The sequence below is a fragment of the Bacillus sp. CIS52 genome (genome assembly GCF_053545315.1).
This window is the reverse complement of the sequence record NZ_JBIUFR010000005.1, coordinates 80,671-106,083: the sequence shown is the minus strand read 5'-3', so window position 1 is coordinate 106,083 and position 25,413 is coordinate 80,671. Positions and strand designations below refer to the sequence as shown.

General features: G+C 46.5%; 24 protein-coding genes, 3 pseudogenes and 1 riboswitch. Of the genes and pseudogenes, 11 read left to right on the top strand and 16 right to left on the bottom strand.

Annotated features, from left to right (window positions below):
• Nucleotides 1-11 precede the first annotated feature (11 nt).
• Together ACH32G_RS16365 and ACH32G_RS16360 are read left to right on the top strand one after the other, a co-directional pair.
• Nucleotides 12-1,064: a TRAP transporter substrate-binding protein gene (locus ACH32G_RS16365; RefSeq protein ID WP_448814589.1), complete on the top strand. Its 1,053-nt coding sequence runs from the start codon at nucleotides 12-14 to the stop codon at nucleotides 1,062-1,064.
• A gap of 82 nt (nucleotides 1,065-1,146) precedes the next feature.
• On the top strand, nucleotides 1,147-1,968 hold the full coding sequence (locus ACH32G_RS16360; protein WP_016937192.1) for a manganese catalase family protein: 822 nt from the start codon (nucleotides 1,147-1,149) through the stop codon (nucleotides 1,966-1,968).
• A gap of 24 nt (nucleotides 1,969-1,992) precedes the next feature.
• Here ACH32G_RS16360 and ACH32G_RS16355 read toward each other — a convergent pair whose 3' ends face one another.
• The 4 genes and pseudogenes from ACH32G_RS16355 to ACH32G_RS16340 all read right to left on the bottom strand — a co-directional run bounded on the left by ACH32G_RS16355 (nucleotide 1,993) and on the right by ACH32G_RS16340 (nucleotide 4,039).
• Complete coding sequence (locus tag ACH32G_RS16355) at nucleotides 1,993-2,352, bottom strand: YdbC family protein (RefSeq protein ID WP_016937193.1); 360 nt, start codon at nucleotides 2,350-2,352, stop codon at nucleotides 1,993-1,995.
• A complete protein-coding gene (locus ACH32G_RS16350; protein ID WP_095242081.1) occupies nucleotides 2,346-2,687 on the bottom strand; it encodes a cupin domain-containing protein in 342 nt (113 codons plus the stop codon). Before ACH32G_RS16350 ends, ACH32G_RS16355 begins: the two co-directional genes overlap by 7 nt.
• Nucleotides 2,688-2,826: 139 nt before the next feature.
• Nucleotides 2,827-3,132, bottom strand: a pseudogene (gene gsiB / locus ACH32G_RS16345) (glucose starvation-inducible protein GsiB); the annotation flags it as partial.
• Between the two features lie 100 nt (nucleotides 3,133-3,232).
• A complete protein-coding gene (locus ACH32G_RS16340; RefSeq protein WP_029575266.1) occupies nucleotides 3,233-4,039 on the bottom strand; it encodes an EcsC family protein in 807 nt (268 codons plus the stop codon).
• Nucleotides 4,040-4,201: 162 nt separating this feature from the next.
• On the opposite strand from ACH32G_RS16340, the gene ACH32G_RS16335 reads away from it, so the two are divergent.
• The 3 genes and pseudogenes from ACH32G_RS16335 to ACH32G_RS16325 form a co-directional block, all read left to right on the top strand.
• The gene (locus ACH32G_RS16335) at nucleotides 4,202-4,567 is read left to right on the top strand and encodes a DMT family transporter (protein WP_016937196.1); all 366 of its coding nucleotides are present in this window, start codon (nucleotides 4,202-4,204) and stop codon (nucleotides 4,565-4,567) included.
• On the top strand, nucleotides 4,564-4,971 hold the full coding sequence (locus ACH32G_RS16330; protein WP_045927191.1) for a DUF5360 family protein: 408 nt from the start codon (nucleotides 4,564-4,566) through the stop codon (nucleotides 4,969-4,971). Before ACH32G_RS16335 ends, ACH32G_RS16330 begins: the two co-directional genes overlap by 4 nt.
• A 57-nt stretch (nucleotides 4,972-5,028) precedes the next feature.
• Nucleotides 5,029-5,244: pseudogene (locus ACH32G_RS16325) on the top strand (DUF2188 domain-containing protein); the annotation flags it as partial.
• Nucleotides 5,245-5,302: 58 nt separating this feature from the next.
• On the opposite strand, the gene ACH32G_RS16320 reads toward ACH32G_RS16325, so the two are convergent.
• Nucleotides 5,303-5,656, bottom strand: a complete 354-nt coding sequence (locus tag ACH32G_RS16320; RefSeq protein ID WP_016937199.1) for an SH3 domain-containing protein — start codon at nucleotides 5,654-5,656, stop codon at nucleotides 5,303-5,305.
• Between the two features lie 636 nt (nucleotides 5,657-6,292).
• On the opposite strand from ACH32G_RS16320, the gene ACH32G_RS16315 reads away from it, so the two are divergent.
• The 5 genes from ACH32G_RS16315 (at nucleotide 6,293) to ACH32G_RS16295 (ending at nucleotide 9,574) form a co-directional block, all read left to right on the top strand.
• Nucleotides 6,293-7,570 carry an Nramp family divalent metal transporter gene (locus tag ACH32G_RS16315; protein WP_099744384.1) on the top strand — a complete coding sequence of 426 codons (1,278 nt, stop codon included), beginning with the start codon at nucleotides 6,293-6,295 and terminating at the stop codon, nucleotides 7,568-7,570.
• Nucleotides 7,571-7,677: 107 nt separating this feature from the next.
• On the top strand, nucleotides 7,678-7,944 hold the full coding sequence (locus ACH32G_RS16310; RefSeq protein ID WP_029575267.1) for a hypothetical protein: 267 nt from the start codon (nucleotides 7,678-7,680) through the stop codon (nucleotides 7,942-7,944).
• Between the two features lie 518 nt (nucleotides 7,945-8,462).
• Nucleotides 8,463-8,747 (top strand): hypothetical protein, encoded by a 285-nt coding sequence (locus tag ACH32G_RS16305; RefSeq protein ID WP_016937203.1) that lies wholly within the window; start codon nucleotides 8,463-8,465, stop codon nucleotides 8,745-8,747.
• Nucleotides 8,748-8,819: 72 nt separating this feature from the next.
• The gene (locus ACH32G_RS16300) at nucleotides 8,820-9,377 is read left to right on the top strand and encodes a hypothetical protein (protein WP_045927244.1); all 558 of its coding nucleotides are present in this window, start codon (nucleotides 8,820-8,822) and stop codon (nucleotides 9,375-9,377) included.
• Nucleotides 9,378-9,394: 17 nt separating this feature from the next.
• Nucleotides 9,395-9,574, top strand: a complete 180-nt coding sequence (locus ACH32G_RS16295) for a hypothetical protein (protein WP_045927243.1) — start codon at nucleotides 9,395-9,397, stop codon at nucleotides 9,572-9,574.
• A 540-nt stretch (nucleotides 9,575-10,114) separates the two neighbouring features.
• On the opposite strand, the gene ACH32G_RS16290 is transcribed toward ACH32G_RS16295, so the two are convergent.
• Together ACH32G_RS16290 and ACH32G_RS16285 are read right to left on the bottom strand one after the other, a co-directional pair.
• Entirely contained in the window at nucleotides 10,115-10,276 is a 162-nt protein-coding gene (locus ACH32G_RS16290) for a hypothetical protein (protein WP_007410191.1), read from the bottom strand.
• 173 nt (nucleotides 10,277-10,449) lie between these two features.
• Nucleotides 10,450-10,646, bottom strand: a pseudogene (locus ACH32G_RS16285) (ArpU family phage packaging/lysis transcriptional regulator); the annotation flags it as partial.
• Between the two features lie 179 nt (nucleotides 10,647-10,825).
• Here ACH32G_RS16285 and ACH32G_RS16280 point away from each other — a divergent pair.
• The gene (locus ACH32G_RS16280) at nucleotides 10,826-11,263 is read left to right on the top strand and encodes a GNAT family N-acetyltransferase (protein WP_188154767.1); all 438 of its coding nucleotides are present in this window, start codon (nucleotides 10,826-10,828) and stop codon (nucleotides 11,261-11,263) included.
• Between the two features lie 120 nt (nucleotides 11,264-11,383).
• On the opposite strand, the gene ACH32G_RS16275 is transcribed toward ACH32G_RS16280, so the two are convergent.
• The 9 genes from ACH32G_RS16275 to ACH32G_RS16235 form a co-directional block, all read right to left on the bottom strand.
• Entirely contained in the window at nucleotides 11,384-13,105 is a 1,722-nt protein-coding gene (locus tag ACH32G_RS16275; RefSeq protein ID WP_326351757.1) for a pyruvate oxidase, read from the bottom strand.
• Between the two features lie 58 nt (nucleotides 13,106-13,163).
• Complete coding sequence (locus ACH32G_RS16270; RefSeq protein WP_448814588.1) at nucleotides 13,164-13,610, bottom strand: NUDIX hydrolase; 447 nt, start codon at nucleotides 13,608-13,610, stop codon at nucleotides 13,164-13,166.
• 53 nt (nucleotides 13,611-13,663) lie between these two features.
• Nucleotides 13,664-15,484, bottom strand: coding sequence for an APC family permease (locus ACH32G_RS16265; RefSeq protein ID WP_016937210.1), 1,821 nt, complete (start codon nucleotides 15,482-15,484; stop codon nucleotides 13,664-13,666).
• A 156-nt stretch (nucleotides 15,485-15,640) separates the two neighbouring features.
• Nucleotides 15,641-15,786: riboswitch (cyclic di-AMP (ydaO/yuaA leader) on the bottom strand.
• A gap of 134 nt (nucleotides 15,787-15,920) precedes the next feature.
• A complete protein-coding gene (locus tag ACH32G_RS16260) occupies nucleotides 15,921-18,038 on the bottom strand; it encodes a cellulose biosynthesis cyclic di-GMP-binding regulatory protein BcsB (RefSeq protein WP_448814587.1) in 2,118 nt (705 codons plus the stop codon).
• Nucleotides 18,039-18,043: 5 nt separating this feature from the next.
• Entirely contained in the window at nucleotides 18,044-19,306 is a 1,263-nt protein-coding gene (locus ACH32G_RS16255) for a glycosyltransferase family 2 protein (protein ID WP_016937212.1), read from the bottom strand.
• Nucleotides 19,299-21,026, bottom strand: coding sequence for a DUF2334 domain-containing protein (locus ACH32G_RS16250; RefSeq protein WP_448814586.1), 1,728 nt, complete (start codon nucleotides 21,024-21,026; stop codon nucleotides 19,299-19,301). The genes ACH32G_RS16255 and ACH32G_RS16250 overlap by 8 nt, the downstream gene beginning before the upstream one ends.
• Complete coding sequence (locus ACH32G_RS16245; protein ID WP_448814585.1) at nucleotides 21,016-21,864, bottom strand: diguanylate cyclase domain-containing protein; 849 nt, start codon at nucleotides 21,862-21,864, stop codon at nucleotides 21,016-21,018. The genes ACH32G_RS16250 and ACH32G_RS16245 overlap by 11 nt, the downstream gene beginning before the upstream one ends.
• Nucleotides 21,845-22,930 carry a lipoprotein YdaJ gene (locus ACH32G_RS16240; RefSeq protein WP_448814584.1) on the bottom strand — a complete coding sequence of 362 codons (1,086 nt, stop codon included), beginning with the start codon at nucleotides 22,928-22,930 and terminating at the stop codon, nucleotides 21,845-21,847. Before ACH32G_RS16240 ends, ACH32G_RS16245 begins: the two co-directional genes overlap by 20 nt.
• A 233-nt stretch (nucleotides 22,931-23,163) precedes the next feature.
• Nucleotides 23,164-25,350, bottom strand: coding sequence for a DNA topoisomerase III (locus tag ACH32G_RS16235; RefSeq protein WP_049627906.1), 2,187 nt, complete (start codon nucleotides 25,348-25,350; stop codon nucleotides 23,164-23,166).
• Nucleotides 25,351-25,413 lie beyond the last annotated feature (63 nt).

The window sequence follows — 25,413 nt, the reverse complement described above, 5'->3', positions numbered from 1 at the left end:
GGGGGTTTTCGATGAAAAGCTTGCTGACGTGTCTCAGCCTGATGGTACTCGGTATCGGAACCGCTTTATTCATCGGCTTTCATGATCGTTTCCCAACGGATGAACCGTATTATGATGACGAACAGGAAGGCCTGAAAGATCAAATGGTGTTCAAATTCAGCCATGTCGTTGCTGAAAACACGCCTAAAGGGCGGGCGGCGAATAAATTCGCCGATCTGGTCTATCAAAAGTCAGGCGGAACCATTAAAGTAGAGGTGTTTCCAAACGGGAGCCTCTATTCAGATAATGAAGAAATAAACGCCCTCCAAAACGGGGACGTGCAATTCATCGCTCCCTCCACCTCAAAGCTCGGATTACTGTCGCCCGAATGGGGTGTTTTGGATCTGCCGTACGCGTTTACAAACTATAAAGCCGTACAAGAAGGCCTAAACGGCAAAATCGGGACTCGCCTGTTCGCTTCTTTAGAAAAGCATCATTTGAAAGGCCTGGCATACTGGACGAACGGATTTAAGCAGCTCACGTCGAACAAAGGGCCTATCTTCACTCCGGACGACTTGAAAGGACAGGCGCTCAGGATCATGCCGAGCAGCGTGATCGAAGACCAATACCGCCTGCTCGGCGCGCACCCGCGGCAGGATTCCTTTAATTCCACGTTTCAGCTCTTGGAAAGCAATCTCGTAGACGGAGAGGAAAATACGATTTCAAATATCTATTCTAAAAAATTTTATAATGTTCAAGATTATTTGACAATCAGCAATCACGGATACCTCGGTTATGCCGTGATGACCGACGAACATTTCTGGAATTCACAGACGGAAAAAACGAGAACCATCTTAACGGAGGCGATGAAAGAAACAACGGAATGGAACGAAACCTCCGCTGAGAAAATGAATAAAGACCAGCTTGAAGAAATCAAGAAGAATTCATCCATCAATATTCACATGCTGACGAAAGCGGAAAAGAAAAAGTGGATGAAACGCCTCGATCCGGTTTACGGACAATATGAACAGGTGATCGGCCGGGGGCTTGTGCAAGACTTGTTATCTTTGCGGCGCGATCCTTAGCAGGACCAATACGCCCATCTCCGTTTCATCCCTTTTCCTGATGGGGAAGTAAATAGGGACAAATAAAAAAGGAGATGGAGACATGTTTACACATACGAAAAAACTGCAGCATCCGGCTAAACCGGATCGTCCTGACCCGCTGTTCGCAAAAAAGATGCAGGAAATCTTGGGCGGACAGTACGGGGAAATATCCGTCGCCATGCAATATTTGTTCCAAGGCTGGAATACACGGGGCAATGAAAAATATAAGGATCTCCTGATGGATACCGCGACGGAAGAAATTGGCCATGTCGAAATGATCGCGACAATGATTGCGAGACTGTTAGAAGATGCCCCGCTGGCGGAGCAGGAGAAAGCAGCTGATGATCCGGTCATCGGGTCCATTTTAGGCGGCATGAATCCGCATCATGCAATCGTCTCAGGACTGGGCGCCATGCCGGAGAGCAGCACGGGCGTTCCTTGGAGCGCAGGCTATATCGTCGCAAGCGGAAACCTCTTGGCAGACTTCCGCGCCAATCTGAACGCCGAATCACAAGGAAGGCTTCAAGTCGCACGCCTGTATGAAATGACCGATGATAAAGGCGTGAAAGATATGCTCAGCTTTTTATTGGCCCGCGACACCATGCATCAAAACCAATGGCTTGCGGCCATTAAAGAATTAGAAGCACAGGAAGGCCCGATCGTTCCTTCCACTTTCCCGAAGGCGCTGGAAAAGCAGTCATTCTCGCATAAACTTATCCATTTCTCAGATGGAGCAGAAAGCGCTGAACAAAATTGGCTGAAAGAAAAAGCGCCGGACGGCGAACCTTTTGAATACGAAAAGGAACCGAAAGCGCACGGCGAAATAGCGAAGCTGGATCCCGTCCCGCCTTATGTCCACAACACGCTTCCCGGACGAAAATAAAAAAGCCCTCTAAAGGGGCTTTTTTTAGGTGCGCACAACTGTCCAATCCGGTTCGTATCGGATGTCCGGGTGATGTAACAGCTCGTGAATGAAAGGTTCATCCTCTTCGTACAGCATCACTTCTATTGAAAGAATCGCAGCCTTCTGCTCGTTTTCTTCGTATATGCGGTCATGTTCGTTCTCCATAAAATGATCATAGGCCTGTCTGTTCTCCCAAACGCTGATGATCTCTGCGATGAACAGACCGTCTGCGTTTTTCCGCCAGCCGCCGGCCTGTTTGACGAAGCCATTTACACGTGATAATGCTCCCCACCGTGACTGTGCTTGCGAAAATGCTTCAGCGTTTGCAGCGTCTGTTTCACATACAATCTTTTTGATCAGCACGGCAGTTCCTCTGTGATGACTGTTTTCGCATGCGTATGCTCGACACAAAGATTCACGGTTCTGACGTATGAGCGTGTACGGTGAATCGTGCCTTTCGGGATGAGCAGGCTGTCATTTACTTTGAGCACTGCAGTTTCTTTGTCCTTAAAATCGATCAGCAGCTCACCTTCAAGAACAATGAACCATTCATCTGAGTCAGGGTGATGGTGCCAGTCATATTCTCCCGTAAACACTGCGAGGCGCACACAGTGGTCATTGATCTCCGCGATTGAAAAATTGTCGTGTTTTTCTTTGACTTTATTGGCGATGGCGAGTAAATGTTGCATTTCAGACACAAGTAAAAACTCCTTTTTTCATTTATTGTACTGCAACGCCGGCTCAGATCAAGATTTTTCCAAAACAAAAAGCGATCCAGCTGATGCGCCGGATCGCTTTTGATCTGCAAGTTGTCTGCCTTTTATGCTTTTATTAGCTGCTTCGTCTGTTTCCGCCTTTTTGGCCGATTTCTTTATAAAACTCTTTGTCATGATTTTTGCTTGTAGCTTCTCCGCCTTTTTGGCCGATTTCCTGATAGAATTCCTTGTCATGGTTATTGCTTGTGGCTTCTCCGCCTTTTTCACCGATTTCCTGATAGAATTCTTTGTCGTGATTTTTGCTTGTGGCTTCTCCGCCTTTTTGACCAATTTCCTGATAGAATTCTTTGTCATGGTTATTGCTTGTAGCTTCTCCGCCTTTTTTACCTGCTTCTTCTCTGCTCATTTTGTTATTATCTTGTGCCATTTTTGAATTCCTCCTTTAATTGGTGTTGGTTGTTGGTTTCCCGATTTCAGAACTGCTAAACAAAGAAAACACATTGAATGTGTTTTCGGGTGATTTTTTATCATTCTGCATCCTTCAGCCGGCTTAGAATCCGGCGTTTTTTATAAAGCATGATGCCTGTTTCCGCGATGCTTTCTAAAGCTGAACGGTTGGCGGATGCGCCGAAGATGATGCCTGCGGCCGGAACCATTTGCAGCAGTTTTTTTGCGGCGAACGTATCGCGGTAGCTGTAAACGACTTCCCGCCAGCCCTGTATCTGCGAGGCAACACGCTGATAGGTGCGGTCGTTTTGATCATATTGCCGTAAATCCTGCAGGATCGCTTTTTTTCCGATGACGTCACTCGATACCAGCTGAAGCAATTTGACGATAAACACGCGTTCTTTTTTGTCTTTCGGGTCAAAGCCGTAGGCAATAGCGATATCCTGCAGTGTCTTTAAAGACAGACCGAGCATCGCCGGGATGTCTGCCGCAAGCGTAAACACGCCGCCGACTCCCGTTGCGGCTCCCTGCACCGTCGCGGCCTTTACGCTTGTGCGCGCCATGGCTTCTGCGATTTCGTCCATGACGGCAAGCGGCGCATTGCGAATGTCGTGAAGCGTTTGACATGTACCGTGCGGCAGCCGTTTCTGAAACTTTTTCATGATGCGCTTTTCTGATGTGAGATACTGTCCGCCTGACTGAATAAACGTTCCCGTTTCATCGAGTATGCGTCCGATTTTCCGTTGAATAAATTGCGGTGTCAGCTTGTCCAAAAGCTGAAACGGCAAGCGGGTGAATGTTTGCCAGAACATCACCCTCTGCTGCGCCTTTTCCCATTTTTGAATGTCTCTCAATTGTCTCTCCAGGTCTGTCCGCTCTTCTGTCACCCGTCCTGCACGTCCTTTCTGAATTCTTTCTTCATAGTATACCTTTATGGTGTTTTCTTACCCGACCGGGTTTTTTATTCGGAAGGGCATTCCATTATTTAATTTTCTTTAAATTCTATATATTGTATAATTTTGAATAATACGAATGAAGGAGAAGGTTGAATGCATTGGATTTATTTGAGTTTAGCGATCATTTTTGAAGTATTGGGTACGGTCAGCATGAAATTATCAAATGGTTTTACAAAACTTGTCCCCAGTATTTTATTATTATTGTTTTATATCGGCAGCCTTTGTTTTCTTACTTTGACTTTGAAATATATAAGTGTCTCCATCGCGTATGCGGTCTGGTCGGGAATGGGGATCGTACTGATTTCCTTGATCGGAATTTTTTTCTTCCATGAACAGTTCTCTGTCATAAAAGCTGTCTCTGTTCTTCTGATCATCATCGGTGTCGTTTCCTTAAACTTTATTTCTGAAAGTGAAACGTCATCAAACGGCATCAGCGTTCATACGGACAGAAACAGATGATGAAAGGCTTAAAGGTTCTCTTCCTCATTACAGATATTGGATTTATCATTTATTGGATTGTTACTTTTTTTGAGTGGATTCCAAAAAATATGGTGTTTAAAGATTATGATAACGCCATGATCATGGCTTGGAACTGGTCATTCTTTCCCTTAGATATTTTCATTTCGATAACCGGGCTGTACAGCTTGTTTCTTTATAGACAGAAACATGCGTTATGGCGCCCTTTCGCATTAATATCACTTGTGCTGACCTTTTGTTCAGGCCTGCAGGCGATTGCCTTTTGGGTATTTATCGGTGATTTTGATCTTATGTGGTGGGCATTCAACCTGTACTTGCTTCTTTATCCTTTATATTTTATTCGGAAATTGCTGGCCTCTCATAAAAATAGCTGTCATTCTTTTTGATGAGGCGGTTTTCTTTTTCTTCAGGCGGGAAACACTTTTTATAAAGGAGTGATAGACATGCCTTGGTCAATGAAGGATTATCCGCAATCATTGAAGAATCTCGAGGAACCTGTGAAGAAAAAAGCGATCGAAATCGCGAATGCGATGGTGGATGAGGGTTATGAAGAAGGACGGGCCCTTCCCATTGCGACAAGTCAGGCGAAAGAGTGGAAAGAAAATGCCTCTAAGGAAGAAATCGATCAGCTGATGAAGCACGATGATGAAACGAAGCGCGGAAATTGATCCGATATATATGGAAAAACCCCGCTCTAAAGAGAACGGGGTTTTCTGATTATAAACCGTAATAATAAGAAAGAGTGGTGACTGACACGTAGCCTGTCGCTCCGGCATACGTGACTTTCAGCCATTTATTAGAATTGGTGTAGTGGCCTTGAACATATTCACCGGTTACCCAAGAACCTGTAATTTTTTTACCGCTTGAAAATGTTGTAATTGTTGAACAGCTGACCTTAGAGCATGAGCGCATATTAGCTCCGTAAATACCGACTGTTCCCCCGCTGGCTAAAATGGAAACGTCCGGTTCAGCTTTAGGTGTAAAAGTTGCAGCTGATGCAGAGCCGCCAAAAGCGAATAAAGAAACAACAAACATCATGGCTAGAGAAAAGACCGACAAACGACGTACCAAGAAAATTCCCCCTCTTTTATCATATGGCTGGAAAGCTTTCCTGAGGTTATTATACGTTTTCACCCGGAAGACTGAAATAAGTCTAATGCTCCAACTTCTTTTCTGCGTGAATGATAAAGCGCTTTCTTTGTTTCGATAAATAACAGCGGTTTATTGGACTTGAATCACTGATATATCGTTGATTCAAACATTTATTCAGAGCGTCCGGAGTTTTTCCGGAGGTCATTTGAATGGTACAGGAAGGTTTTATCTTCCAATGGAAAGGTTCATTATTATTCTATTTACCCGGCAAAATGGAGGAAATGTGCCGTCTTTTTTCAAATCTTTGCTGGCGGACGGAAGGTTCTGACGATTTATGGGACAGTGTACTCTTTCACCCTTTTTAAAATGGAGAACCCGTGCGGAAACATCGTTGAGAACGGCATCGTTTCTTTCCGAATACGATGTCTTTTTCATTTTCGGACCTTTCTCGGGCGGGATACATATCATAGATAAAACAGGGCATACATGTACTGGTTTATTGAACATAAAGAGCTTGACATCTCATATTAGCGGATTTATGATGTAGATAAAATAATTTGCATCTAGGAAACTTTTTGTTATTTAGCTAAAAATCTATCGGAATTTAGGTGAGACATAATGAGCAAAGACATCTCAGCACAATCATTGCAAGCAAAAGCCATTCAGGATGCACTTGACGGCAAAAGCAAGGGATTCAAGCGGCTTCTGCCTTTTTTAGGTCCCGCATTTATCGCGGCGATTGCCTACATTGATCCGGGAAACTTCGCTACGAATATCTCAGCTGGTTCGAAATTCGGGTATATGCTGTTGTGGGTCATCCTCTTTTCAAACTTGATGGCTTTTTTAATTCAGGTCCTTTCCGCGAAGCTCGGCATCGCGACTGGTAAAAACCTGCCGGAAATCGCCAGAGACCGGTATCCGAAATGGGTATCCGCCGGGTTGTGGATACAGGGTGAATTGGTGATTATGGCGACTGATCTGGCCGAGTTTATCGGAGCGGCCCTCGGACTCAATCTGCTGTTCGGCATACCGATGATGGAAGCGGCCATTATCGCGGCGATCGGCTCATTCGCGATTTTAGAGCTGCAGCGCCGCGGTTACCGGGCGCTGGAAGCGGGCATTGCCGGACTTCTGTTTGTGGTGGTGATCGCCTTCGCCCTGCAAACCTTCTTCGCCAAGCCTGACGCCGCTTCCGTTCTCGAAGGGCTGTTTATCCCGAAAATTGACGGAATGGACAGTGTGCTTCTGGCAACCGGGATACTCGGCGCAACCGTGATGCCGCATGCCATTTACTTACATTCCGCACTGACACAGCGCCGTGTCGTCGGAAAAACGGATAGTGAGCGGAAAAAGATTTTTAAATTCGAGACGATTGACATTCTCATCGCGATGGTGATCGCTGGGGCGATTAACGCAAGCATGCTCATTGTCGCTGCCGCGCTTTTCTTCAAGAACGGGCTGTATGTAGAAGATTTAGACGTGGCTTATCAGCAATTCGGCCACTATATCGGGCCGGCATCAGCCGCTCTCTTCGGAATCGGGCTGCTGGCCGCGGGGCTTTCGAGCTCTTCTGTCGGCACATTGTCAGGCGACATTATCATGCAGGGCTTCATCCGTTACCGTATCCCGCTTTATTTGCGGCGTTTCATTACCATTATTCCGCCGATGGTCATCATTATCTCAGGGGTCAACGCCACAGAAGCGCTTGTATGGAGCCAGGTCGTTCTTTCATTCGGCATCTCCTTTGCGCTCGTGCCGCTGATTATGTTTACGAGCAACAGACGCCTGATGGGCGCCCTGACGAACCGTAAATGGGTGACGGCTCTCGCCTGGCTGATTGCGGTTTTGGTGATCGCGCTTAATCTGTTTGTGATTTACGATTCTTTCCGTTAGAAACACCGGCCGATATGGGCCGGTTTTTTTCTTTTGGCGCCGGCTCTCGTTCGTATCTTTTTCCGGGGGTTTTTGGTATGATAGAAGAAAAAATCGGAGTTTTGCTTATGTCAGTATTTATCCTTTTTTATCTGTGGATCGTGCCGATTGTCATCGGCATCTTCTGTTCTCTTATTGCTTATCGGACAACGGGCAAGAAACGCCTGATTCCCGGCTTTGTGATGGTCGCATTGAGCATCGTTTCCTTAATCACGGGGCTTTGGATCGGCGGAGTGAACTATCATGTGTTCATCGGGGGCATGTTTTTATTCGGTACGTTATTGGCCGGTTCCGCCTTCCCGTTTTTCTTCGCTCTTTCACGCAAAAAAAAATAAACAGGCATGCTGCCTGTTTATTTTTTTTAATTAACCCCAAATTATAAAACCGCTCCGATCATGTGGTTCCGCCTCAATCAGCCTGTACATGTATTATATAGGCTCCAGCCCATGTTCTATTTCACGAAACTGCAGCTAAAATGAATTCTGCTAAAGAAGATTTTGGATGATGAGAAAAATACTGTATAAAAATCCTATTTACCCAAAAAATACCTATTGATAGAATGGTATCTGAGAGGGAAAAATGTTCAAAGCGGATCATATAGGACCCGCCTAAATACATAGTCTTTCATTTCTCTCTACACTACATTTCTAAAGGAGGATTTCCCATTAGACACGCAGCTAAAGGCATTCTGTTTGCCGCATCTTTAGCCCTTGTAACTACTTCTTTTGTCCCCGCATCCTTAGCTAAAGAAAATCATAATAATACTGCCAATGCCACTGGAACGACCAAATCATTTTTTTATCAGACTGATACACAATTTTCCTACGGACTAAAAGCACAAAGCGATGCATCTGTGTCAAAACCCGTCAAAGATGCAATCAGAGAAGTGCTGAAAAATAAAACAAAATTATTTAATCTTGTTGAAAGATTAGCAGGAAAGAAAATAAGAAATGAACTTGAATCTGTTTTCAATGAACACATAGAACCTGTTTTAAAGAAAATGCTGAACGAGTATGTCGCCTTAAGCTGGACTGACGTGGAAAAGAATCTTTATCTTTCACTTAAAAAGTCCGGACTTTCTGACAGCCAGGCTAAAAACCTCGCTCATTTGACAACTTTAGCAATGAAAACATTTTAAACTGATTCATAAATGATCATGCAAAGTGCTGTTAGATTCACTCTAATAGCACTTTTTCATTGGAGATTTCACATGACTATCTTTTTTACTGTTTTACTCACTCTCTTATGCTGCCTTGTTATTTCATCTCTTATTTTTATGATTCTATTAAAAAAGGAAATTGTGGATACACCACCCAACCGCTTAGCTCATGCAGCATTCATAGGGCTTATCGGATTCTCCCTGTGCTTCGCTGTAACTGTACCCAGCCTAGTTATTTATTTTGCAGCTATAACTGTAAATCATTTTTTCGGAGAATATATCTTCTATGGTTCACTTTCAGACTTATACATATTTTCTGTCGTCGTCAGTATTTTAGCTTTCATTTATATGCTAATCCTTATGGCAATTGTAAAAGGAATGACTCATGTTTTTAAATTACCTGCTTGGTTAGCCTATATCCTTGAATTCATTTTTGCATGGGCTGCTGTTTACTTCTCAATTAAATATGTTTCCAATCATATCATTGAGAACATATCTATATTTCAAGGTGGAGAAATTCTTCTTTCATTCTTCATAACTTTCTTATTTTCGGGCCTGGATATTCTTTTTACTCATTTGGATAAGATCGCAAAAGAGAAATTAGGCTAATAAAGGGGGAATTGGGTATGAAGAGCATTAAATATATATCTTATTTTTCTATTTCTTTAGTTTTGCAGGTGGTATGGCTGCTGCTAATAAAAGAAACCTCTAATATATCTCTAATAGATATAATGACGATGTCCTTTTTATTCACTCTCTTTATGTTCATCTTGGATCACATTTTTAAAGAAAAGCGGGCAAAATAGGGACTGCTTTTTTATTTTAACATTCCTTCAGCTTCGCTTTCATTTTCGGTCTGTAAATTCCGCCAGCAGCCAGACCATACATTGACTTAAAAAACAAAAAACCCTCTTCGTCATGAAAAGAGCTTCATTCATCATACGGCCGATACTTTTATCGAATGTAAATGCAAATCCCCCGCATTTACGGAGGGACAAAAATGCTCATTAATTATCTTGTGTAAAGCTCACAAACACTTGGCCTAATATGCTTCGCGGCTAAACCAACAACTCCACATCTAACTGCATTTTCCCCGACGATTTTTAAGATGGAATAGCCGCTTCTATCCACATTTTTTCAAGTAATTTTTGCAGACCTCCGGAAATAAAGTCAATAATTTTTTGTTTTAAGCAACCCATATAAGATGCTGTTGGGAAATCACTGTCAGTGTTCGGAACTCAGGAACGAATTTCCCAAAGACTAATTGCTCATTCACGATGTACTTCCCATCTTTAAGGAGGGATGCTTCATCAAAAGTGAACTGAAGTGGGGGCAGGGATTTTTTGTTAAAAACTTTTGAACATGAAATTCAAAAAAATAAACAGCACGATGATCGTCACAACAATAAAGGCTTCTCTTGTGAAGTTTTTATCATCTTCTTTTTGCTGTTTCTTTCTCTTAATCTCTTCTCTATATTTTCTTTGAACCTCTTTCTTTTTCTCATCCATTATCTAAACTCCTCTGAGTCCTTTTTTCTTTTTATCACTTGCACCCCTCCTTTCAGTTACTGCCATTTTATCGCGCAACAAATAAGTACACCAGTGAAAAATGCCTTGACCATAAAGCCTTCTCGCACAGCTGAGACTCTAAAAGGTGAATTTAACGGATTAAAAAACAGCCCTCAGATGATTCCGAGCGCTGTCGCGATATTGTAGATGGCCTGCCTTTTCACCTGATAAAACTTATCACTTTTCAGGCCGAGCTCAATCATAATTTCTAAATTTTTCTTGATTACAAATATTTCTTTTGAAGAATACTGCGCTCATCTTCATCAAGACAGTTCTCTAGCGGCGCCCTATCCATCTGCTTGGCCGTCAGTGATTTTTCCGGGAAGCGGCGGCTCATTTGAGTTAAGCGCTTCATGAGAACGGTTCCGCCTTCTTATTTTTTCTTAAACAACAAACCGGTTCTAAACCAATTTAAAACATTGCATTATTTGGAATATTTGTGTAAGTTTTGTATGACAAAAATTAAAAACAGAGTGAGGGGGGAAACATATGATCATCAGGAGCGCGGAACCTTATGATGTAAACCAATTGACCGATTTAATGTATTTATATATCGTGGATTTTTATCAAAGGCCTAAACCACCGATTGAACATATACATCGTTTGATTGAAATGCTATTTGAAAAGGACAGAGGTATTCAATTCGTTGCTGAACAAGATGGAGAACTTATTGGCTTTGCAACATTATATTTTAGTTTTAGTACGACGAAAGCAGATAAAATAACAATAATGAATGATTTATTCGTGGCAGAAAAAGCAAGAGGCACAGGAGCAGCCCAAGAACTATTTAAAAGTTGTGAGGCATTTACAAAAGAAAACGGATATGCGCATATGTCATGGATAACAGCAACTGATAATTACCGTGCACAAAAGTTCTATGAAAAAATGGGCGGCTCCCTTGGAAATTGGCTGACCTATTCCATTTAACTGAAGAAAAATGATCATACGGCTCATCTGAGTAAATAGAAGAGCCTATATGCAAACAAGCTGCACGGCAAAAAAATAAACAGGCATGCTGCCTGTTTATTTTTTTATAAGCGCCGCTTTTTAAAACAGCCGTTTCAAGCTTTTCTTGAGCGACGGCATTTCGATTTTTTGGTTTTCAAAGAAGTTTTTCAGCATGTATTTGCTGAAGCCTTTCGCTTGGCCGTAAGTGATTTTTCCCGGAAGCGGCGGCTCGTCGCCAATGACGGCGTCAATGACGACCGGTTCATTTGAGTTGAGCGCTTCATGAAAAGCGGGAGCCAATTCTTCGTGTTTCGTCACTTTGATCCCTTTTGCCCCGCAGCTTTTTGCAAAAGCGGCATAATCCACATTTTGCAGATGGGTGACGTAGTCAATGTTGCCTTTGACTTGCTGTTCATATTCAATCATGCCTAAATTTTCGTTGTTTAAAATAACAACTGTAATCGGCAGTTTATATTTAACAGCCGTCGGCAGATCTTGCATGACCATTGAAAATCCGCCGTCTCCGCAAATGGCGATGGACTGCCGCTCAGGTTCGGCAAGGCTTGCGGCAATTGCTCCCGGAAGCCCGCATCCCATCGTGGCAAGCCAGCTTGAGACGATAAAGTCCTGCTTTTTCATTTTAAAATGGCGGGCCATCCATACCGTAACTGTTCCGACATCCACTGACAGGACGGCATCCTCTGCGGCCGCATCCTGGAGCCGGGCGATGACCTGCTGCGGCTTGAGCGGATGAGTCGCCTCGGTTTCATCTTTTTCGATTTCCTTCCACCAATGCTTCATGTGCTCGGTGCAGGCGTCTAAAAATCTTCTGTCTTCTTTATATTCAATGTAATCCGTCAGCTCTTTCAGGCCCAGAGCCGCATCACTGACGATTCCCGCATTGACGGGATAGCGCTTGCCGATTTTGGCCGGATCCGAATCAAGCTGGATGGCGGGCGTATCCTCCGGGAGATAATCTCTGTATGGGAACGATGTGCCGAGCATGATCAGCAGATCGCATTCCTCCATCGCTTCGTAGGCGGGCTTTGTGCCGATTTGCCCGAGATTTCCGAGAAAATGGGGATGGCTGTCAGGTATGACCCCTTTTGCCGGCAGGGTAATGACAATCGGAGCGGCCGCTTTATCGGCGAATGCGAGCAGCTCCTCTTTTGCTGACTTTAACCCTTGGCCGGCGAGAATGACCGGTTTTTTTGCGTTGTTAATATATTGCGCGCATGTCACGAGATGTTCTTTTTTCGGCTCGATATCGGCTTTTAAATATATCGGCGACGTGTAGACCGGCTCCCGTTTGATTTTTTGCGCGAATAAATCATCAGATACGGTTAAGACGGCAACGCCTTTTTTGCTGTAAGCCGTACGAATCGCCTGGTTCAGAAGATCGGGCAGCGCTTCTGCTGTATGTACTTGCTGATTGAATACCGCCACGTCCTCAAACATTTGCTCTAATTTGATTTCCTGAAAGCTGTCACGGCCGATTTCATCTGAGGCAACCTGTCCCGCAATCGCCAAAACCGGAACACCGTCCGCTTTGGCGTCGTATAAACCGTTCAGCAGATGAACGGCTCCCGGCCCTGCGATTGAAAGGCAGACACCGATCTGCCCGGTCAGTTTTGCCTCAGCCGCGGCGGCCAGGGCTGCGACTTCCTCGTGCCTGGTTTGGATGAATGTCAGGTTGTTTCGTTCATGTCTCAATTCTTCGATAAATTCATTAATGCTGTCTCCGGGAATGCCGTATATATGTCCGACTCCCCATTGTTCAAGCAGCTCTGTCATTACGTGTCCTGCTGTTTTACTTGGCATACTGCATCCTCCTTTTACCTGTATTCATCCCCTTTTTAAAACGGGTTGAAACACGGGGCTATCTGCCTGACTTTTTTCTCAGCAGATCAAGGATGGATAACAGATGCCGGTCTTTCAGCATTACCTTCATATTTGCCGCACCATTGATTCCGTCTTTTACTTGGCGTTTCCTGTTCGGCACCATGAACAGCGGCAGCCGGTTTGGGGAAAACCAGCGTAATGCGGCGGTTTCCGGCCCGTTCATCAGCGGGGTTCCGCCAGTAACGGCTCCGATGAACACGTGCTGTGTATCTTCAAATGCAGGCCTTTCATACTCACCGGATTTTTGCAGAATGGTCACGTTATAACCGGTTTCTTCGAAGGCCTCTCTGATGGCTGCGGCTTCAGGTGTTTCACCTTCTGCGATCCCGCCGCCGGGCAAATCCCATAAGGGAACGTCTTTTCGTTTTACGAGCAATATGTCCCGCCCGTCATTTTGAATGATGACAAACGCGCCTTGAGCCATGTCGTCCTCCTTTACAAAAAAGACCGCGGCACTAAGGCCTGCGGTCTTTACCGTTACTTTTTAAAATGATACGGCAGTGTAGCGACGATTATGTCCTTCTTCCAAAACAGCCGGACGCGGAGCAAGAAGGCTGATTGGTTGTGAAGGATGGTCTGCCAGCGTTTTTTCGTAATAAATTGCGGAAACAGCACCATCACGGAGAACTGTTCTTTTTTCGCTTTTTGTTCGACCGTCTCTAAAAACTTATCAAACGGGTGAACCAGACTGCGGTATGAGGAATGCAGGGTGACGAGGCGGACACCGTTATGAAGCTCTTCCCAGCGCTTTTCCACCTTCTTTTCGTTTTCCCTGTCAAAGGAAACATGAACCGCAATGACCTGATCCGATAATGATTTCGCATACTGAATCGATTTTTGGACGACCGTGGTGACACCGGCGACAGGCACGATGACGACGGTTCCCTTAATTTCCTCAGGCTGCTGATCAACGACCCGCAGCTGTTCGCTGACCGCGGTGTAGTGATTTTTAATAACGAAAAACAAAAAGACGACAGCCGGCATGAATAACAGCACGGGCCAGACAAGATTGAATTTTGTCGCGAATAAAATGCACAGCACCATAAATGAAATGGCGGCGCCGCATGAGTTGATCAGCATTTTTACAGCCCAGCCCTTCGGCTTCTGCCTGATCCACTTGATGCACATTCCCGTCTGCGACAGCGTAAACGGAATGAACACACCGACGGCATAAAGCGGAATGAGATGTTCCGTGCGGCCGCCGAATAAAAGAATAAGCAGGATGGACGCGATACCGAGAAAGATAATTCCGTTTGAAAAACCTAATCGGTCGCCGCGAACCGTAAACATTCTCGGCATATACTGATCGCGCGCTAAATTAAACGCCAGCTGCGGAAATGCGGAAAAGCCCGTATTCGCCGCCAGCACGAGAATCAATGATGTAACGCCTTGAATGAAATAATACACCGTATGGCGTCCGAAGGTTTCCGCGGCGATTTGTGAAATAACGGTCTCGTTAGGCTTCGGACCCGTGCCGTAGCCGTACGCCAGCACCGTAATCCCCGTAAATAAGATCGCCAGCAGAATCCCCATCATGGCCAGAGTGCGGGCCGCGTTTTTCGCCGGAGGATTTTTAAAGGCCGGGATCGCGTTTGAAATGGCTTCAACACCGGTCAGCGCCGAACACCCTGAAGAAAAGGCCTTCAGCAGCAAAAACAGTGTGATGCCCGCTACGGGCGTGCCGATCGGTGTATGCTCGGCCGGATGAACCTGGCCCGTCATGAGCTTAAACAGCCCGACGACGATCAAAAGGACAAGCGCCGCCACAAATAGATAGACGGGATACGCCAAAATGGACGCCGATTCTGACAGCCCTCTCAAATTTAAAATCATAATCAGAATCACAAGCAAAACAGCAATGAGCAAATGATGCGGGTGCAAAGCCGGAAATGCCGATGTAATGGCGTCAGTTCCGGCAGAAATGCTTACCGCCACCGTCAGAATATAATCAACAAGCAATGAGCCGCCCGCAATCAGGCCGGGCTTCTCACCAAGGTTTTCTTTAGAAACCATATAAGCGCCTCCGCCTTGCGGATAAGCGTAAATAATCTGTCTGTATGACAGAATCAAAGCAAGCAGCAAAATAAGAACACCGGCTGCGATCGGAATGGAATACCAAAACGCGGCCGCGCTTACCGCAGCCAAAATGATCAGAATCTGTTCCGTTCCGTAAGCAACTGATGAAAGCGCGTCTGAAGAAAGCATGGCAAGCGCCTTGAGTTTCGTCAGTTTCTGCTCTCCGGCAGCCTGTGATTTCAGCGGTTTCCCAATCAAAAATCTTTTGATTGAATGATACATTTGTTGTCTTCCCCTTTTTTTCATTTTCCGTTTGATTTACAAACCCTTACTGCTATGATGTCTCCGAATGCTGATTGCATGCCTTATTTCAGCACAGCAAAAAGACACAGAGGCAAACGGATGCCCCTGCGCCATATTCGTGCACAGGTTTCATTCATCTCCTCTCATGAACGCTTACGAGGTTAGCTGTCGGATTCGGGCTTATGAGAGTTGGCCCTACCTAAAAAGGATTCACCCCAAGCGGCATGACGCGCCGCAAATTGGTTCCCCCGCTCTGGATACAGATTAAGCGATATAGATTATAAAAGAGATCATACTCCCGTCCCGTCCGGTTGTAAAGGGGCTTTTATGCTGTTTCAAAAATAAAAAAATTACCGCCAAAAATGGAAATAAAAATACAAAAAAAGAGGCCTGTTAACAGCCTCTTTTGCTTTCATTACTCTTCACTTTTTTCATTGTCCGCTTTTCTTTTTTTCCTTCTTGCCGTCAGCCAGATCAGGCCGGCAGCAATGATCATAAGCGCCGCGAAAACAGCGATATACGTGACGTTCAGTGCTGCGGAACGGCTTTTCGTATCAGCCGATGGACTGCTGTCATCGGATTTGATTTGCTGATGGTTCGAAAACAGCTGCTTGCCGCCCGTTTCGTTGACGACGGTTGCGGCATCGCTTGTGCTGTCTAAAAAGCTGATCAGCTCTTTTGTGACAGCCGCGCCGCTTCCTGATAACGGAGCAAAAACAGCAATACTGCTGTCTGAGTCCCAAGGTGATTTCTGTGTAAACGCGACTTGTTTCGTCGTCTCATTCAGCATCTGAAACGACGAAACATCGTAAGCGCCGCTGCGGTCTGACGGCACGAGAAGCTTAGAAGCGTTTGACTTCAAAAGCGGAATTTGCGGCAGACTTCCGATAAACACAACATTCCGGCCTTTGGCGTCCGCTTCCTTCATATCTGATGCCGTCTTCACGGTAAATGACTGACGGGCGCCGTTTCCGAATGAATCGGCCACTAAAGAAAGCTCTTTAAGTGTCTGCATGGTCACGTCATCCGGGATGACGATCACAGTTTTCTTATTCACGCTACCGGCAAACGGGAGCGGCCATTGCCCGAAATCCGCTTTCTGCGCCGCATCGCTTACCGGATACGTCAGCGTACTGCTTTTATCAATATAGACCCATTTGTTTTCGTCACGGTCGATACACGGATTGTTATGTTTCAAACCTGAGGTGACAAATTGCAGATCAATGTATCTGCTGCTGCGCAAAAGTTTCGGATCAATCGGGATTGAGACGTGGTAAAAGCCGTCTTTATCCTTATTGCCGAGATCATCAAGTCGCACCGCATTCGGCTGTCCGTTGACCATGACGTTCAGTTCCGCTCTCTCGGCGTCATCACCAGAATCCGCCTTCGTCCGGACCGCTTCCGACGTCTTTAATGTAAGCGAAAACTTGACCTTCCCGTCTTTATCAACAGCGGCCGCCGCAGGGTAAAAGAAATGCTCTGACGCCGTTTTGTTTGATCCGACCGTTACATTTCCCGCGCCGAAATCGTCTAAAGTCAGTTTATTGCCTGTCTTTTCAGCAGCGGGCTGAAGACGGCCGATCAACAGTGAGTCTCCGCTCAGCTGGCCTGAATAAGCGCTGTCTGTCATGACGCGGATTTTTTCTGCCAGCGTTTTGTCTGATTGTGCCGTGACAAACAGGACGGGCTGCCGTTTATCCCCGGCGGTCAGCACCCGTTCAGCGAGAAGGAGTTTGTTGTGTTCCGCTTTGATATTCCCGCGATCGAAAAGCTCTTTTATTTTGCCGTTCCAATGCTGCCCGGCGCCGATGACAATTGACGGATTGCTGATTTTGCCGGCGGCGGATTCTTTTACGTATGACACTTTCAGCCTGCTGTCAGCCGTTTTCAGAAATCCTTCTGTTTTGACTGCGGCTTCAGCTTCCGCAGAGGTCGGTTTGTCAGGAAGAATAATATCGGTTTCTTCACCCGTATTGCCTGATTGGGCAAACGGATACGGGAAATGGCCCAGATCCGCCCCCTTTGACTTGCTTGCTTCTGAAAGCATGAGGCGGCTGTCCGGATAAATCTTTATCCAGTTGCCTGACGTATCCTGCCTGACGCAAACGCCCTCTTTTAATACGCCGTAAAATTGCAATGAGACGTTGTGATAGCCTTGGGCGGCTTGGCTTTTGCTGAGATTGAGCTTTACTGTTTTCCGCTTGGAGCTGCCGTCAAGCTTTATGGATTTGACCGGTTCATTATCAATGGCAATCGTTAAAGAAGACGGAGCTATTAATAAGTTTGACGCCTCGTAATCAATCAGGAGTGACTGATTGGCATTCGAAGCTCCCGCAGGAATCTGATAAGTCAGCTCCGAGCTGTCTTTCGCCCCGTAAAGAGTAATCAGATCGCCCGTCAGCGCCTGCTGCTCTTTTGCGCCGGCGCTTGTTCTGAGGGCGGAACCGTCCGTTTTCAGTTCCTGGGCCGCGGCCGTCTGCCCGTTATATATCAGCAGCAAAAGGCCGGTTATCAATATGATCGCTTTTTTCAAAAAGGTCACCCGCTTTTATTTTGATTGTATCGCTCCGTTTTGTACCACTTGACTTCCTGCTTGAACAAGCGGTGCTTGATCTCTGTGAATAATGACCAGATGACAAGCACGATCCAAGCCTGGGAGTATGTAAAGTACATGAGAAATACGATAAAGAAGTTTTGTTTGTTCATTTCTGTTTTTTCAATGCTTAAGGTAATCATGACCTCGGTCATAAACAGGAAAAAGGCCAGTATCCACAAAATCATCGCCAAAAACCCGACTGCCAGATGCAGGTCGTAAAAAAGATTGATAATAAAAATCGTGTTTGACATGATCACACCGAAGAAAAACAAAAAATACGTAAAAAAGAAATAAAACAGATCGAAGATGATCCGCTTGCGTTTCAGCTTAAAAAATTGGGATAAAAACTTGAGAACGACGTATTGATTGCCGCGCGCCCATCTTGTCCGCTGGCGCCACCAGACCTTCCATGTCTCAGGCTCCTGCTCCCATGTCACAGCCGCCGGGAAAAAGCGGATATGGTACCCGAGATTATAGACGCGGATCGTCAGCTCGGTGTCCTCCGCCAGCGCCTTATCATCCCAGCCGCCAAGCCGTTCGATAATGCTCCGCCTGATCGCGAAGTTTGTTCCCGGGATGGTGGCGATTTTGAACCATTTCCATCTGCCGCCCTGCGCCATCCATTGAAAACAGATGGTTTCAATATTGATAAACTTCGTCAGGAGCGTTTTGGCCGCGTTGATGACCCGGAATTTCCCGACAACCGCTCCCGCTTTCTCATCATTCATCAGACCGAGAACCAGGTAGTACACCGCCATTTTTTCCGGCGTATTGTCCGCATCATACACGCAGATCACGTCTCCGTTCGATTCGGCAAACCCTGAGTTCAGCGCCGAGGATTTTCCTTTTCCGGCGTTCGGGGGCTTTGTGACAACCATTTTAATGAAATCATACTGACGGGAAAATTCATTGACGATGTCCCCCGTCCGATCGGAGGAATTATCGTTAACGACGATGATCTCAAGCCTGTCTTTCGGATAATACAGATTCACCATCGCCTTCAGCGTCTGCCTGATAACGACTTCCTCATTATGCGCGGGAATCAGGACGCTGACCTTCGGGAGCTCCCCCGCCTTTGCGCGCCATTTCGGAATGTTTTGTTCGAAGGTCATATAATGCCTGAATCCGCCCTGCATCAGAAACATGTGATAGAGAAGCATCACCCATATTAAACTTAATGAGATAAAAAACAGAATGTTACTCAAGGGTTCTTCTCTCCTTAAAGATTCGTTTTTTTAATGTGGCGCGCAAATAAAGGACGTAGCATGCGAACATGATGATAAACAATAACACCACGCCGGAGAGAATCCAAAGCGCTTTTTCCAGAGGCGTCTGCTGATGGTGATTGAAAAAGGATGTTATCGGGTGAATCTTGTTTTCCACATGAATGATTCCGTCTCCGTTCGTTTTGATTCTGACGCTGTCCGACGTTACCGTCTGCTTCGTTTTCTTCAGATCGAGCCACTCGCCGCCGGGGATTCGTTCCATCTGATTGACGAGCTCAGGGAGGTATTTCATGCCGAGATACGGATGATAGAAACCTCCCGCCACTCCGCCGCCGAAGTCAATCATCTGCGAGATATGATCCTCCATATCTCCGAGCGGATTTTCCTTTGAGTTATCGGCATAACCGATGGTTTCAGGGTACAGCGTCATCCCGTCCAGCATAGCCGGCTTTGAGACGAACGGAGGGGCGCCCGAGGTTTTCCACGTCGTGCCGCTGAGCTGCACTTGGCCGAAAATGCTGGAGAAATAAGAAGATGCGATTTTGTACCCTTCTTCAGACATCGTATAGTGCGGCGCTTCGAATGACAGCGGATAAAGGCCGAGCTCTGTCAGGTCATCAATCGCCTGCTCCAGCTTCGTTCTCGTGTAGATTTTCTCCTTTTCACGGAAAGGCTTCACATACGCCCGGTACGCTTTTTCATTCGGAAAATCCTGTTCCTTTTCAAGCTTGACCGGAGCATCGTCCGCATTTTCTGACGTAATCGGCTGATCCGTTTTGGCATCCCAAAATTCAAAGCCTTCTCCCGTTTCGCTGTACCGGTATGCGTGCGTATAGCCGTGGATAATGATGCTGCCGCCCATTTGCTGAAGTTTTTTCAGGACGCTGACCATTTTCGGCTTGTCCGCCAGATATACTTTTTCTCCGTTTTCCGGATTGAGGTAGACGGGAATCACCGCCAGAATAAACGGTATGTGTCGTTTATGCAGGTAAGCGCCCGCTTCGTAAAGCAATGTTTCATCTGACATCGGACTGATGTCTTCAAGCCGCAAATAAAGGAGGGTGCCGCCCTCTGATTCTCCAAACGCCTTGCGCAGTTCTTTCGCGGTCAGAAACGAATCATTTAACAGGCTGGTCACACCGAAATAATAGTCAGAGCGCCCCGTTTTCCATATAAAAGGGCGGGTGCTGCCGTCACCGGACCGGTATGTATAAAGGGGCTCCCCTTTTACTCCCGCTGCACCGAGCACGGACATTCCTTTTTCAAGCGGCATGTCTGTTTTTTCTTTCTTGCTGTAAATGCGGTATACCGTTTCTTTTTCCGTGAGGGACACCCCCGCAAATTGGCGGAATTGGCCAGCGTTATAGCCGATGCTGATAAGCTGCTGCGGCATGCTGCCGATCAGCGACACAAATGGTTTGCTGAGCTTTTTCTTCGTGACGCCGTAATAGATGACGCGCCGATTCTTTTCGAGGTCGGCGGCTGTGATATCTCCGTCGCTTTTCACGGTCACGGCGGATGAGAAATGGCCCGCGATCAAATCAAGCATTTTGACTTCAGCGGTTTCTTCGCCGTCCGTGCTTGTATAAATAATGAGAATGCCGTCCTTTTTGTCTGTTGCTCCCGCCGTACGGGGAATATAAACCGCCGTAATCAGGAAGAGCGCCGAGAGTAAGAGACGTATCCATTTAGAGTTCATTCATCATCATCTCGTTTTCCAGTTCATTTAAAAATTGCTCGGCCGTCTGTAAATCCTTTCGGTACGCCAAGTAACATACACGGAAGGTGATGGAGACGTATTTACCGTTTTGCAGCCGGTACGTATCCAATTCCTTTTTCAGCTTCACCAGAACGGCCGGCATGTTTTCTTCAGGCGTATGGGTCAGCACGATGCCGAACCGTTCGGCGGACGGCCTGAATTTTTTATCTGTTTCCCGTACGCTTGACCGGATTTGACGGCTGATAAATGCCAGCAGGCGGTCGGTCTCTTTTTCTCCGTAGAGGGATTTGAATTCCTTGAAATAATGCATGTGCAGCAGCAAAAAGACAAAGGAATTGCCGTAGCGTTCCGCCCGCTTGATTTCCTCAGACAGTTCCAGCTTCATCCGGAGATGGTTGTCAAAGCCCGTCACCCTGTCGACGGCGACAAAGCTCGTGATCTCTTCCCGCAGCTGCTTCACTGAGCGCTCAAGCCCCTTGGCCAAATCGTGTATTCTTCCCGATATGTAGGAAAAAACGAGGAGCGCAATCCCCCAAACGGCCAGCATCTGCAGACCTTCGGCACCGGCAGACACCATAAAGCTCCCGGTCTGAAACCACAGAAGCAGGCTCCCGAGAACAAATAAGACGAGTAAGGTGATGACGAGCGCGTAGATCGCCCCGAACCATAAGCCGGCTCCCGCGACAAGCAATGTGATGCAGGTTATCAAAAGCCCTGCGGATTGCTGTGACACATAGTAAATAAAAAGAGACAGCAGCGCTAACATAACTGCTGTGTAGCTGCACAGTTTTTGTGATTCATTGAATGATATGTTCATTAAACAATTTCCTTTCAGCCAAAAGCGGCAGCAGGTTATCGAAAGAATGTGTATCGCTCCCGCTCATATAGCCGCCGTAATCAGGTTTCAGCGTGTCCAGCGTTTCAAATGAAGTCATTCTTTCATAAAGCGATCTGATGACAGCCGGATCAGCTTTTTGCTCTGTTAAAAAAAGAACGGCGAGAGCGTAAACGGACGGTGACTCGTATTGAACCGCCGGCTCCTTCGTGTCTGCGATGTACCGTCCATACAGCTGTCCGCGCGACTTCCATTCTTCTATCATCCATTTTGACAGCGCGGCGGCTTTGTCATCGCCCCGCTTCAGATTCACGGCAGCATACAGCTGGTCGATGACATTGACTTCGCTGTCATATTTGTATTCCTTAGTTTCGGTATTGAACGATTTCGGCAGAAAACCATTTTTCAGGGGCGCAAGATTGAGAACATCAAGGTTCCGGTTTTCCGTTTTCTCATCGATAATCCCCTGTTCTCTGAGCATCTGTAAGGCGCCGGGGCCGACATAGGACAGCGTCACGGTCTTTGATGCGGCATTTGAAGCGGCATCGTAGTAATCCGTAAAATACCCTTCATTCATATTGTATTTTTTCAGAGCCTTCCCGATCTGCACCGCTGTTTTCCCGTATTCACTGTTTCCCCACAAGGTTCCGGCCTCATTCAGACAGTTCATGATTCTGAAATCGTCAATCAAGGCATTGGTGCCGTTCGCTTTATTCCCGGCAATTTTCCACGAGACGAGGCCGTTGTCCGTCAAAAATGAATCGATAAGAAGCTGATATTGGGCTTGAAACTGCCGTTCATCTTTCCTGCCGAGCAAAAATTCCATCCATAGTCCGAGAGACTCAGATAAATATTCCGGCTCACCGGATATGTTCGTCTGAATCATTCCCCGCCCGTTCATCAATTTATGATAAATAAAATGCTCTGCGGGCTGAAGCGGTCCGGACGGTTCAGCAGCCGTCTGTTTTTCGGTGCCGGCCTCTGTGCATCCCGCCGTCAGCACGATTGAAATCAAAAGGATCATCAGACTAAAACCGAATTGCTTCACATACCATCCTCCTATTTTGTAATTCCTTTTTTATACCTATATCTTATTTTTCACAAAGCAATTTTTACTATATAAGAAACGATAAAAGAATACTAGCATATTTTCACATTGGGAAATTTTAAAATAGGGACGCCGTCGGTTCTCCTTTTCCCTCTTTGTTTGGATTTAATTCCCAATACAGTGAAAACACGACAAAAGGCAGCATTTCTTTAAAAATGCTGCCTTTCTCTGATTTATTTATCCAGGCCGAGTTTTTTCAGCTGTTCTGCCAGCGCGTTGTTCAGCGGCTCCTCTTTATTTTGGGTTTTCATATAAGAGTTGATGTCCCGCTTGGATGCGCGTCCGGATTTATCTTTCGCCTTGCGCTTTTCAAAGACGGACAGTTTCTCCCGGTGGCCGCATACACATGCGAAGGTTTGGCCTTCACCCTGGCCGCGAAGCTCCATTTTCTTATGGCAGTTCGGACAGCGGGCGTTGGTTTTTCTCGCCACCGTTTTTCGGCTGCCGCATTCCCGATCCTGACACACGAGCATCGTGCCGCGTTTGCCGTTGACTTTAAGCATCATCTTGCCGCAATCAGGGCAGGCGGTGCCTGAAATGTTGTCATGTCTGAAGGTTTGGCTGCTGTTTTTGATTTCCTTCACCGTTTTGTCCGCATATGTTTTCATGTCTTTAATAAACACGGCGGATTTCAGTTTGCCCGCTGCGATGGCGGAGAGCTTTTGCTCCCACTCGGCGGTTAACGCCGGCGATTTTAAATCTTCCGGGACGAGCTGTAAGAGCTGCTTCCCTTTTGACGTGATGAAAATATCTTTTTCTTTTTTCTCGATTAAGAAACTGTTGAACAGTTTTTCAATAATATCAGCGCGGGTGGCGACTGTTCCGAGTCCTCCGGTTTCACCCAATGTTTTCACAAGGTTCTTCTCTTCTCCCTGCATAAAGGCGCTTGGGTTCTCCATCGCGGATAACAGCGTGCCTTCATTAAAACGCGCCGGCGGTTTCGTCTGTCCGCTCGTTTCTTTCAGCGACGAGACGGACAGGCGCTGACCCTGCTGAAGGGCCGGGAGCGTCTGATCTTTATCTTCCTCATGATCGTCGTCATCCTCATACATATCGTACACGGCTTTCCATCCCGGCGATTGAACGATTTTCCCTTTTGCGGTAAATGTTTCGCCGCCGATATCGGCTGTGACCTTTGTTTCTTCGTATTCGAACGCCGGCATTAACACCGCGAGAAAACGTTTGGCGATCAGATCGTAAAGCTTGCGTTCTTTGTCGCTGAGGCTTGAAAGGATCAGCGGCTCCTCTGTCGGAATGATGGCATGGTGATCCGATACTTTCGCATCATTGACGAATCCTTTATGCGCTTTGACGCCGCGCTTCAGTATTTGATTGACGTATTGTGCGTACGGCTTGACTTCCATGCCGTTTAAACGGTCTTTTAAAGTCGGCACGATGTCGGCGGAAAGGAATCTGGAATCCGTCCGCGGGTAAGTGACAAGCTTGTGCTGTTCATACAGCTTTTGAAGCACGGACAGCGTCTCTTTTGCGGAAAAACCGAAGCGCTTATGAGCGTCCCGCTGCAATTCCGTCAAGTCGTAAAGACCGGGAGCAAAGCTTTTCTTCGCCGTTTTTTTCAATTCTGAAATGACTGCCGGCTTTCCTTGGAGATCTTTTGCCAAACGGCCGGTCACCGTCTGGTCGAACGTTCTTGTCTGCTTTGTTTTTTTATCCTGCCATGTCAGCGTCAACTGATCAGCCGCCGCGCGGAGACCGTAATATGGGACGGGTGTGAACGCCTGAATGTCCGCTTCACGCTTGGCGATCATCGCCAAAGTCGGAGTCTGGACGCGTCCGCATGACAGCTGCGCGTTAAATTTTGTCGTCAGGGCGCGGGTCGCATTGATGCCGACGATCCAATCCGCTTCCGCTCTGGCGACGGCGGAATGATACAGATTTTCGTACTCTTTGCCGCTGCGGAGCTTTTGGAATCCTTCTTTAATCGCCTTGTCTGTTACAGAGGAAATCCACAGCCGCTGAATCGGTTTGCGGACGTTTGCCTTTTCGATAATCCAGCGGGCCACAAGCTCCCCTTCCCGCCCTGCGTCTGTTGCGATTACGATCTGGCTGACGTCTTTCCGGACAAGCTGGGCTTTGACCGCGTTGAACTGCTTTCCTGTTTTTTTGATGACGACGAGCTTCAAAGGCTCCGGAATAATCGGCAGATCCTCAAGCCGCCATGATTGATATTCTTTGCCGTACCCTTCAGGATCAGCGAGCGTTACCAAATGCCCGAGCGCCCATGTGACGATGTAGCGGTCGCCTTCAAGATATCCGTTTCCTTTTTTATGACACTTCAGAACGCGGGCCAAGTCCCGGCCGACTGAAGGTTTTTCAGCTAATACAACTGTTTTTGACATGCTTTTTCACTTCTCTTTCTTTCACACTCATCCTGTTATTATAACAGACTTCCTCACGCTCTC